This is a genomic window from Psychroserpens citreus, from assembly GCF_055686305.1.
Window position 1 is genome coordinate 3,232,386 of the sequence record NZ_CM145999.1, and the last position, 11,610, is coordinate 3,243,995.

The 11,610-nt window shown below is 32.9% G+C and carries 12 protein-coding genes; all 12 read right to left on the reverse strand.

Translation table 11 applies throughout. The features are described from left to right. Positions 1-90: 90 nt before the first annotated feature. Positions 91-690 (reverse strand): bifunctional phosphoribosyl-AMP cyclohydrolase/phosphoribosyl-ATP diphosphatase HisIE, encoded by a 600-nt coding sequence (hisIE, locus tag ACTU6T_RS14445; protein WP_460218903.1) that lies wholly within the window; start codon positions 688-690, stop codon positions 91-93. Between the two features lie 19 nt (positions 691-709). Further along, positions 710-1,465, reverse strand: coding sequence for an imidazole glycerol phosphate synthase subunit HisF (gene hisF / locus ACTU6T_RS14450; RefSeq protein ID WP_460218904.1), 756 nt, complete (start codon positions 1,463-1,465; stop codon positions 710-712). A 2-nt stretch (positions 1,466-1,467) separates the two neighbouring features. Beyond that, positions 1,468-2,184, reverse strand: a complete 717-nt coding sequence (hisA, locus tag ACTU6T_RS14455) for a 1-(5-phosphoribosyl)-5-[(5-phosphoribosylamino)methylideneamino]imidazole-4-carboxamide isomerase (RefSeq protein ID WP_460218905.1) — start codon at positions 2,182-2,184, stop codon at positions 1,468-1,470. Next, a complete protein-coding gene (gene hisH / locus ACTU6T_RS14460; protein ID WP_460218906.1) occupies positions 2,181-2,762 on the reverse strand; it encodes an imidazole glycerol phosphate synthase subunit HisH in 582 nt (193 codons plus the stop codon). The genes hisA and hisH overlap by 4 nt, the downstream gene beginning before the upstream one ends. Further along, complete coding sequence (gene hisB, locus ACTU6T_RS14465) at positions 2,762-3,895, reverse strand: bifunctional histidinol-phosphatase/imidazoleglycerol-phosphate dehydratase HisB (RefSeq protein WP_460218907.1); 1,134 nt, start codon at positions 3,893-3,895, stop codon at positions 2,762-2,764. The genes hisH and hisB overlap by 1 nt, the downstream gene beginning before the upstream one ends. Continuing rightward, positions 3,892-4,941: a histidinol-phosphate transaminase gene (hisC, locus tag ACTU6T_RS14470; protein WP_460218908.1), complete on the reverse strand. Its 1,050-nt coding sequence runs from the start codon at positions 4,939-4,941 to the stop codon at positions 3,892-3,894. The genes hisB and hisC overlap by 4 nt, the downstream gene beginning before the upstream one ends. Before the next feature lie 33 nt (positions 4,942-4,974). Further along, a complete protein-coding gene (hisD, locus tag ACTU6T_RS14475; RefSeq protein ID WP_460218909.1) occupies positions 4,975-6,258 on the reverse strand; it encodes a histidinol dehydrogenase in 1,284 nt (427 codons plus the stop codon). Then, entirely contained in the window at positions 6,258-7,115 is an 858-nt protein-coding gene (gene hisG / locus ACTU6T_RS14480; RefSeq protein WP_460218910.1) for an ATP phosphoribosyltransferase, read from the reverse strand. Before hisG ends, hisD begins: the two co-directional genes overlap by 1 nt. A 270-nt stretch (positions 7,116-7,385) precedes the next feature. Continuing rightward, entirely contained in the window at positions 7,386-7,928 is a 543-nt protein-coding gene (locus ACTU6T_RS14485) for an SH3 domain-containing protein (protein WP_460218911.1), read from the reverse strand. 7 nt (positions 7,929-7,935) lie between these two features. Next, positions 7,936-8,751 carry a prohibitin family protein gene (locus ACTU6T_RS14490; RefSeq protein ID WP_460218912.1) on the reverse strand — a complete coding sequence of 272 codons (816 nt, stop codon included), beginning with the start codon at positions 8,749-8,751 and terminating at the stop codon, positions 7,936-7,938. An 11-nt stretch (positions 8,752-8,762) separates the two neighbouring features. Beyond that, positions 8,763-10,796, reverse strand: a complete 2,034-nt coding sequence (locus ACTU6T_RS14495; protein WP_460218913.1) for a VWA domain-containing protein — start codon at positions 10,794-10,796, stop codon at positions 8,763-8,765. A gap of 11 nt (positions 10,797-10,807) precedes the next feature. Beyond that, a complete protein-coding gene (gene fabG / locus ACTU6T_RS14500) occupies positions 10,808-11,554 on the reverse strand; it encodes a 3-oxoacyl-[acyl-carrier-protein] reductase (RefSeq protein WP_460218914.1) in 747 nt (248 codons plus the stop codon). Positions 11,555-11,610: the final 56 nt, after the last annotated feature.

An 11,610-nucleotide genomic window follows, 5' to 3' on the forward strand; every position in this document is an offset into this window, starting at 1 on the left:
TTTTTGTTTGATTAGTTGCTATACAATAAATATACGAATCAAATACTAAATTAGTTTTAATAGATTAAAAAAACACGCCATTAACAAACCTTAATTTTCATGTCGATGTTTTAAAACTCGAACAATATCTTGAAGTTTAAATCCCTTTGCTTGCAATAAAATCATATAATGAAATAGCAAATCTGCACTTTCGTTAAGAAACAGGTCGTCATTGGAATCTTTAGCTTCAATAACAGTTTCTATAGCCTCCTCTCCTACTTTTTGTGCAATTGCATTAATTCCTTTTGCAAATAAAGACGCTACATAAGATGACGCTTCTTTTTCGGTATTTTTTCTTTGTTCAATAATAGATTCCAAATTAGACAGAAAACCAAAATTCTGAGTATTCTCCTCGTTCCAGCAAGTCTCAGATCCTTTATGACAGGTAGGCCCATTAGGTCTAACTTTAACCAGAAGCGTATCACTATCACAATCTAATTTTATACTAATAAGATTGAGTACATTTCCACTTTCTTCTCCTTTGGTCCATAAACGCTGTTTTGTTCTACTGAAAAAAGTGACCAATTTTGTCTCTAAGGTTTTTTTTACTGCGGCTTCATTCATATAACCTAACATCAAAACTGTATTAGTTTCAGCATCCTGAATAATTGCAGGTACAAGTCCGTTGTTTTTAGTGTAATCTATATTCATTTATTTTATGTTTAGCAATTTATATCCTAACAGGAATGTCCCATTTTCTTAATTCTTGTTTTAAATCTAAAATCTCAATTTCTCCAAAATGAAAGACGCTAGCAGCTAAGGCTGCATCAGCTTTCCCATGATTAAACGCATCCACAAAATGTTGAATATTACCAGCACCACCTGAAGCAATTATTGGAATATTAACTTGTTCAGATAATGTAGACAACGCATCATTGGCAAAACCCGATTTAGTTCCATCATTGTTCATTGATGTGAATAAAATCTCTCCTGCACCACGTTGTTCAACCTCTCTAGCCCAATCGAATAACTTAATCTTTGTCGATATCGTTCCACCGGCTAAATGCACCATCCATTCACCATCAATTTGTTTTGCATCTATAGCAACCACAACGCATTGGCTACCAAATTTCTGAGATAATTCATTAACTAATTCAGGACGCTTTACAGCACTTGAGTTTACAGACACCTTGTCTGCACCACAATGAAGCAAATTATCAACATCTTCAATTGTTGAAATGCCTCCTCCCACTGTAAACGGAATATTAACTTGCTCAGCAACTTTTAATACCATATCATGCATAGTTTTTCGTCCTTCTAATGTTGCTGAAATATCTAAAAACACAAGCTCATCTGCTCCACGTTTAGCATATTGTTTAGCTAATTCTACAGGATCTCCTGCATCTCGTAAATCCACAAAATTGACACCTTTAACTGTTCTTCCATTTTTGATGTCTAGACAAGGTATAATACGTTTTGTTAACATAACTATGAATAGGTTTCTAAATCTCTTAATCTAATATGACCTTCATAAAGTGCTTTACCAATGATAGCGCCTTCACACCCCAAATCTTCTAAGGCATTTAAATCATCAATTGATGTAACACCACCAGAAGCAATAAGTTTGATATTTTTTGTCTCACTTAAAATTTGTTTGTACAAACCAAATGATGGGCCTTCTAACATACCGTCTTTAGCAATATCTGTACAAATAACATATTTGATTCCTTTGGTCTCATAAGATTTAATAAAGGGAATAACACTCATATTACTCTCCTCTTGCCATCCACTTACTGCAATAGTGTTGTTAATACAATCGGCTCCAAGAATAATCTTAGTGCCACCATATTTAGCAACCCAGCTCCCAAAAACATCAGGATTTTTAACTGCAATGCTACCTCCAGTAATTTGTTTCACTCCTGAATTAAATGCAATATGCAAATCCTCATCCGATTTTAATCCACCACCAAAATCAATCTTAAGATTGGTTTTTGAACTTATTTGTTCCAACACTTTATAGTTTACGATATGCTGAGCTTTAGCTCCATCTAAATCAACAACATGCAAATATTGGATTCCAGCAGCTTCAAATTCTTTAGCGACTTCTACTGGGTTTTCATTGTATATTTTCTTAGTGTTATAATCGCCTTTAGTAAGCCGTACACATTTACCTTCGATAATATCTATAGCAGGTATAATTCTCATAATTCTAAAAAGTTTTTTAATAATTGTTCACCAACTGTGCTACTTTTTTCAGGGTGAAATTGGACACCATAAAAATTTTTATTTTCTAATGCAGAAGCATATTTTAGGTCATAGTCTGATGTCGCTATAGTATCTGAACAATATTCTGCATAAAAACTATGCACTAAATACATATAATCACCTTCCTTTATATTTTTAAATAAATCTGACTTCAAGTTTTTAATCGTATTCCAACCCATTTGTGGAACTTTAACCGCATTACTAAATTGTTTGACAGACGTGTCGAAAATTCCTAGTCCGCATGTGTTCCCTTCCTCAGTGTGGTTACACATAAGTTGCATCCCTAGGCAAATTCCTAAAACAGGTTGTGTTAACTTAGGAATAAGTGTATCTAATCCACTTTGGATTAGCATATTCATAGCAGAGCTTGCTTCTCCAACTCCAGGAAAAATGACCTTATCTGCAGCTTTTATAATTTCAGGATTATTAGAAAGTACCGCGTCAACACCTAAACGTTTAAACGCAAATTGAATACTCTTAATATTACCAGCTCCATAATTCACAATTGCTAATTTCATTATAACATACCTTTTGTTGATGGCAAAATCATTTTTTCGACGTCTCGTTTTACTGCCATTTTAATTGCTTTTGCAAAGGCTTTAAAAATGGCTTCAATCTTATGATGTTCATTAATGCCTTCTGCTTTAATATTTAAATTGCATTTTGCACCATCAGTAAATGACTTAAAGAAATGATAGAACATTTCAGTTGGCATCTTACCAATCATTTCACGCTTAAAATCGGCTTCCCAGACCAGCCAATTCCGTCCACCAAAATCAATTGCTGCCTGAGCAAAACAATCATCCATAGGCAGTGAAAACCCATAGCGTTCAATTCCTAATTTATTTCCCAAAGTTGTTGCAAACACTTCTCCTAAGGCAATTGCAGTATCTTCAATAGTATGATGTTCATCAACATCTAAATCGCCATCAACTTTAATTTGCAAGTCTAATTGACCATGTCTAGCAATTTGGTCTAGCATATGATCAAAAAAAGCAATTCCAGTATTTATATCACCTTGACCTATGCCATCTAAGTTCAAATCAATTTTAATTTTAGTTTCATTTGTGTTTCTCGTAATACTTCCTGTACGAGCATCGGTTTTTAAAAAGGTATAAATAGCTTCCCAATCATTACTTTCTAATGCAATAGATGCATTAAGCGTTTCACGATTTACGGATATTTCGTTTGTTCCTAAATTTGTATTATCATTAATAAAAATACCTTTTGCCCCTAAATTTTTAGCCAATTCAATATCAGTTAAACGATCTCCTATGACATAGGAATTTCTTAAATCATAATCTGAAGAAAAATACTTTGTTAATAATCCAGTGTTAGGCTTTCGCGTTGGTGCATTATCTTTTGCAAAAGTACGGTCTATAAATTGTTCTTTAAATACGACACCTTCAGCTTCAAATGTTTTCAAAATGAAATTATGCACTGGCCAAAACGTATCTTCAGGATACACTTCTGTTCCTAAACCATCTTGATTTGTTATCATGACAATTTCAAAATCAAGTTCTTTTGCAATCTTGCTTAAGAATTGAAATACTTTTGGGTAAAACTCTAGTTTTTCGAATGAATCTATTTGCTCATCTGATGGCTCTTTAATAAGAGTGCCGTCTCTATCTATAAATAATACGCGTTTCATTGTAATGTTTTTAATGCTGTAATTAGTTTTATATTTTCCATTTGTGATCCTACAGTAAATCGCAGGCAATTGTCACATAAGGGTTGAGATGTTCTATTTCTTACCACTATACCTCTCTCAATTAATTGAAGATATCGCCTATTGGCATCATCAACTCTAGCGAGAATAAAATTAGCATCAGATGGAAATACCTGTTTTATAAAACTTATATCCTCTAGTTCCAGACTTAACCATTTACGCTGTTTGAGTATATTTTGAATTTCATCAGAAATTATTTCAGGATTCTTCAAACGTTCTAATGCTTTTAATTGCGTTAATGCATTCACATTATATGGTGGTTTTATGCGATTTAGAATAGTTATAATTGCTTCAGAGGCAAAACAGATACCGAGTCTAATACCAGCCATTCCATAGGCTTTAGACAAGGTTTGTGCTACAATAAGGTTTGGGAATTCTTTAATTTTTTTCGTCCAACTTTCTTCATTTGAAAAATCGGTATATGCTTCATCTATAACAACAATACCTTGAAAATTTGCCACTAATCGTTCTATATTAGAAGCTTTAAAGCTATTAGAAGTTGGGTTATTAGGTGAACATAAAAATAAGAGTTTAGTATTTGTATTAGATATCTTTAAAATCTCATCTACTCTAGGTTCAAAATTTGAATCTAAATCAACTTTAATAATATTAATAGCATTAACATCGGCCAATACTCCATACATTCCATAGGTAGGAGGCAAAATGATAACATTATCAATATTAGGTGCACAAAATGCTCTAAAAATTAAATCTAAAATTTCATCACTGCCATTCCCCAATAACATTTGCTTTGTAGATATTCCTTTCAATTTAGATAACTTAATCTTTAGTTTATTTTGCTGTGGATCAGGATATCGATTTACGCCATTTTCATATGGATTTTCGTTAGCATCGAGAAAAACCATTTCTGTGGACACCTCTTTATATTCATCTCTAGCCGACGAATAGGGCTTTAGCCTTTTAATATTTTCCCTAACTAGCGCATTTAAGTCAAAATCTGTTTTCATTATTGTTACACTAAATTTGTTTTGGTCTCATTATTATTTTAAATCATTTAATCTCAAACTCACCGCATTTTTATGTGCTTGTAAGCCTTCTGCTTCTGCCATTAATTCTATTGTGCTTCCAATATTCAAAATACCTTCTTTTGAAATTTTCTGAAATGTGATACTCTTTGTAAAGCTGTCTAAATTGACACCCGAATACGCTTTACTAAACCCATTAGTTGGTAAGGTATGATTGGTTCCAGATGCATAATCACCTGCGCTTTCAGGAGTATAATTCCCTATAAACACTGAACCAGCATTTGCAATATTATCAACATAAAAACCATCCTTTTCTGTACAAATGATAAAGTGCTCTGGCGCATACTCATTTATTAACTCTAATGCAGCTTGGTGATTTTTCACATAGATGAGTTTGGAGTTATCTATAGCTTTTTGCGCCATTTCCATTCTCGGCAATACTGCAATTTGTTGTTCTATTTCTTGAGACACTTCATTTATAAATTTTTCTGATGTTGAAACCAAAATCACCTGACTATCGGCACCATGTTCAGCCTGACTCAGCAAATCTGAAGCCACATATTTAGCCTTAGCAGAATCATCAGCGACAACTAACAATTCACTTGGTCCAGCAGGCATATCAATGGCTACACCATATTTTGTAGCTAATTGCTTGGCTACAGTTACATATTGATTTCCTGGACCAAAAATTTTATAAACCTTTGGAATTTCAGTTGTACCAAAAGTCAAACCAGCTATGGCCTGAATGCCTCCAACTTTAACAATTTTAGTAACACCACATAGTTTTGCTGCATATAAGATTTCATTTGCAATCTTACCGTCTTCATTTGGTGGAGAGCATAATACAATATCACTGCAACCAGCAATTTGAGCAGGAATAGTTAGCATTAAAACTGTTGAAAACAAAGGCGCTGTTCCACCGGGAATATATAAGCCTACTTTTTCTATTGGTCGCTTTTCTTGCCAACATTCAATACCTTTAGAGGTTTCCACAGTAATGCGCTCTGTTTTTTGAGCCTTATGAAAGATTTCTATATTTTGCTTAGCGGTTTGTATTGCCAATTTTAATGCATCTGAAACAGCTTGTGAGGCCATATCAATTTCTTCTGAAGATACAATGGCCGATTCTAATTGTGCGCCATCAAACAATTCAGTGTATTTTGAAATTGCTTTATCACCGCGTCGTTGCACGTCATTAAATATTTCGTTAACCGTTTGCTCAATATTCTCTACGGTTTGGGTTGGTCTTTTTAATAGTTCTGACCATTCGGACCTCTTTGGGTTTTTGATTGTTTGCATTATAATACCATATTTTCAATTGGACATACTAGAATTCCTTCAGCTCCATTACGCTTAAGCTCATCGATAACTTCCCAAAATTCATTTTTATTAATTACAGAGTGTAATGAGCTCCAACCTTGTTTTGCAAGTGGCAAAATCGTTGGACTATTCATACCAGGAAGAATATTAATAATTTCTTCTAGTTTATCATTAGGCGCATTAAGTAACACATATTTACTTCGTCGACCTCGTAGCACAGATTGTAAACGAAATTGAAGTTTATTCAATATCCTTTTATTTTCTATAGAAATTTTAGGAGATACGACCAATACTGCTTCAGATTTTAACAACACTTCAACTTCCTTTAATCCATTTTTGAACAATGTGCTCCCACTAGAAACAATATCAACTATGGCGTCTGCTAAACCAATATTTGGTGCGATTTCAACTGAACCATTAATAATATGCAAGTTCGCATTAACATTATGTTTCTTGAGAAACTGATTTACCGTATTTGGATAAGACGTCGCTATTCGTTTACCCTCTAGATCTTTAATCGATTTATATGGTTGAGACTTGGGAACAGCTACAGAAACTTTACAAGAAGAAAATCCTAGAGTTTCAATAATGGAAATTCCGTTACCTTTTTCAACTAATACATTCTCGCCAATGATAGCGACATCAACCACACCATCCTTTAAATATTGAGGTATGTCACCATTTCTTAGATAGAATACTTCTAAAGGAAAGTTCTTAGCAGAAGCTTTGAGCTGATCTTTTCCATTATCTATTGAAATCCCAATATCGTTAAGAATTTTCATTGAATCATTATGAAGTCTTCCCGATTTTTGTACTGCAATTTTTAATTTACTCATGTTCTTTATTGTGTTTTCAGCTTGAGTAAATCGATATGAATCTGCTATAAAAACAAAAACCGTTTGATTTACTCAAACGGTTTTTTAATATCTTGATTTTATTCAATACATTTTCAGCTCGCTTGAGTGCTAGAATGAAAATGATGATGTAGTTGAATAAAATTCATGTTAGTTGTTATGTTGAAACAAAGATTGCAAATTAAATTCCGCAATTCCAAATCTTAAATTACGATTTATGATATTATTAATATTTTTCCTTTAAATTGAGAATTACTCATATTTTGGACAGGTAGTCCAAGGATAGGCACACTGATCTTTAAAACCAAGCCAGCCTTCAACTACCTTATTTCCAACTTTAAATTTGACTTTAGACCATTTTCCATCAATTTCTGTTACATAAACTCTTTGAAACCTATCTAGCTTGTGAATTTTATTCGCTTCCGTTGAAGGTAAATCATATATATATACATAATGAGAATCATCGTAGCTATTGATGTTTATTAAAAAACCAGATGTTCGCACCCAATAGTCTTCGTAATCAAAGTCTTTATATGAACTTGGCAATCTTTGAATATTCTTGATTTTAAACCACCCATAGTCGCTTTCCGAAATCGCAATTTTATACCAAGCATATTTATCGTCAACATTATACAATGTATCAACAATGTTGCCATCTGTAGAATCATATATATAGATTGGTCTATCTGTTGTATTATCATAATAGGACTCTACAACTTCTAAATAATGGAATTTAGTCTTATCTTGAGCAAACAAGCTAAGACTAGATAAAAACAAAAACAGAATCGCTTTCAATTAATTCTTATTGATTTCCTAAAATAATTGGCATTCCAGAATCTCCAGAACCAATAACAATTACTTTACTATTAGGTGATTCTGATAATTTAATTGTAGCATCAATTCCTTTATCTTGTAGAATTTTATCTGTTAATGATGCACTTAAAATTTTATTTGCATCAGCTTTCCCTTGCGCTTCGATTCTTACTTTTTGAGCTTCCTTTTCAGCAGTTACTAATCTAAATTCATACTCTAAAGATTCCTGTTCCTGCTTTAATTTACGTTCAATAGCTTCCTTAATAGTATTTGGCAGAGTCACGTCTCTTACTAGAACTTCATTAAGTTGTACATTTTGCTTATCAAGAATTTTCTTTGTTTCGTCAAAGATTTCATCTTGAATAGCATCACGCTTACTAGAATATAGCTGTTCAGGTGTATAACGACCAACAACACTACGAGCTGCACTACGAATAGCGGGTTGAATTACACGTTGCAAATAGTTCTCACCTAAGCTTTGGTGCAATTGTCCAAGATTTGCATATACAGGTTCATACCATGCAGACGCATCAATTTGAATTTCTAATCCGTTAGATGATAATACTTTCATTTTTTCAAATAACTCTTGTTGACGTACTTCATAAACAATAACCTTGTTCCAAGGTGCTATAATATGAAATCCTTCTCCCAGAGGCGGTGCATCAGTAACAACACCGTCATCAAATGTTTTGTACAAAACTCCTGCTTCACCAGATCCAATTGTAACTGCAGATTTTGCTAATAATATAATTAAGACGACTGCGACAAAAATAACTGGCAGTGCGATTTTTGGTAATTTTTCCATGTGTATAGTTTTTAAATTAGTCCGTTATATTTTCTTATAAACCACTCAACAGCTAGACTTAGTACTATGAGTGCGAGAAGATATTTCCAATCTATCAAAGGTACAATTTTTTTAGTGCTTTTTTGAATTGTTGCAAACCTAGAATCGTTTAATAGATCATTGGCAAGCTCAGATGTATTATTGATAAAATAAGACTTCCCGTTGCTATTAGTAGCCAAATTTTGAAGTTTTGTTACATTGGCATTCAAAAATTGTTGTTCAACGTTGTAATCTAATATTTTTAACTCACCAGATTTGGACACATTTTCGTTATTTACTTTAACCGTAAAACTATAATTGCCTGCATCTAATCCGCTCAAATCCACTTCATAGTTGTTGTTTTTCAATACAAAAGGTAAGGATTTAACTTCTTCAGTATCTTTGTTTTTTAGTGTAATATTTAAGTTTGCATTGTTTTCAAATTCGTAATTTTTATTAAAAAACTGCGCGGTGATTCTCACATTATCATTTCCATTATAAAATGATTCATAATTCACATTAAGTCGAGTTCTACGTTGGTTAGTACTTAAATACTGAACTAATTTACCAATAAAATTATCAAACGAATTAAATGAGTTTTCATTTATAAACGACTGAGCTCGCCATCTCCAAATGCCTTCACCAAGTAGCAATGCTTCTCGTTTTTCATTAATCTCAAACGTTGCAAACAAAGGCGCATCTATTTGATTTCCATTAACTGTCTTATACAAAATAGTCTCGTAAGGCACCCTAAAAGATACATCTCCAAACTCACTTTTCAATGGAGGAAATTCACCAAAATTTAAATCATCAATGATAAACGTTCCATAATTTTGATTCAAGCTGGGTTGAAATTCTTCAGTTTGATTTGTAAGCTGCTGACTGTAATTATTTTGCAACTGATTTAACAAGGACCAATTGGTTTTTGTGCCAGCAATGATAATTTTATTGAGCTTAAGCCTTTCAATTTCATTAAAAATCGGTCTAAAATTATTTAAGGGCTGATATAAGATGACTAACTGAAAATTTGCTGATTTATTAAGAAATGTTGTTGTTGTCATGATTTCTGCATGCCTCTGCTCATTACTTTCAATCGATTTTTTTAATGCTCCTAAATCTGGATGCAATATATCAGAAACTATTGCCACATTCGTTTTTTGATCAATAACTTCTACAGCAAAATTCTTCGTATTATTAATCGTATTCTTTTCATTATCTAATGGCACAACTTGAGCTTTATAACTTGTTACACCAACTCTATTTGCGGGCAATGTAAGGTTAACAATCTGTGATGTTTTAGATTTACTAAATACCAATGGCTTAGAGAAGACTGTAGTATTTCCTGCTGTTATTCTCAATTGTGTATTCACTTCAGAATTGCCATTATAGGTCGCAATAACTTCTACAGGAAATCTGTTTTTTAAATAAGCATACCTATTGACATTTAATTGTTGAATCTTGACGTCTGTATACGTTGTAGTGTCTCCTAAAATAATTGGAAAAATGGATTGTTTATAACGTTTAGTCAAATAAGCATAATCATTCCCATAGGTTTGATTTCCATCGGAAATGAGCAATGTTGGAGAGATAGAATTATTATAAACTTCTGATAATCGTTCAAAGACTAAAGCTAGGTTAGATTGCTTTTCATCAAATGATAACGAATCTGACATGTTTATCTCTTTTCCGAAGCTATAAAATTCTAAGTTAAAATTATCATTTAGATCTTTATTAGACTTTAATGCTGTAATGACATCTTTTGCGTTTTGTACTTGATTGAGATAATTTATAGACTCTGAATTATCGACAGCAATAATCAAATTAGGCTTCTCATTGTAATAGCTAATTTTATCGAATTTAGGATTAATCAATAAAAGACATAGTGAGAATAAAGCAACAAAACGCAAAGCAGTTAAAATCCAAGAGCGCAATCCTTTGATTTTAGATTTATAAGCATACTGAAAAAGCGCTAGTAAAAGCGCTATAATTCCAGATATAATAATATATACTAATGTGTCTGTTTGCAATTAAAAACAATTTAAGTTAGCATTCCACCATCAACATTCAAAGTTTGTCCTGTAACATAAGCACTCATATCACTTGCTAAAAACACACAAGCATTTGCAATATCTTCAGGGCTTCCTCCACGTTTAAGTGGAATTGCAGCTCTCCATCCTTTTACAGTTTCTTCATCTAACTTGGCTGTCATTTCTGTTTCGATAAATCCAGGAGCAATTACATTACTTCTAATATTTCTAGATCCTAATTCTAAAGCAACAGACTTTGAAAACCCGATAATACCTGCTTTAGATGCAGCATAATTAGTTTGACCTGCATTTCCTTTAACACCAACAACAGAACTCATATTAATAATAGATCCTTTACGTTGCTTCAACATAGTACGTTGAACAGCTTTGGTCATATTAAACACCGATTTTAAGTTGACTTCGATAACTTTATCAAAATCATCTTCTCCCATTCTCATGAGCAAGTTATCTTTTGTAATTCCAGCATTATTAACCAAGATGTCTATACTGCCAAATTCTGTCAATACCTCTTCTGCTAATTGTTGAGCATCTTCAAAGTTGGCAGCATTGCTTTGATAGCCTTTAGCTTTAATTCCTTGACTATTTAAGTCTTTTTCTAATGCGTTTGCTGCGTCTACTGACGAGCTATATGTGAATGCTACATTAGCACCATGCTGTGCGAAAATTTCAGCGATGCCTTTACCAATACCTCGACTTGCGCCTGTGATTATTGCTGTTTTTCCTTCTAAAAGTTTCATATATATTTATTTATAATAGTTGGTATCCAAATATAGCAATTACAAGTTGCACAACA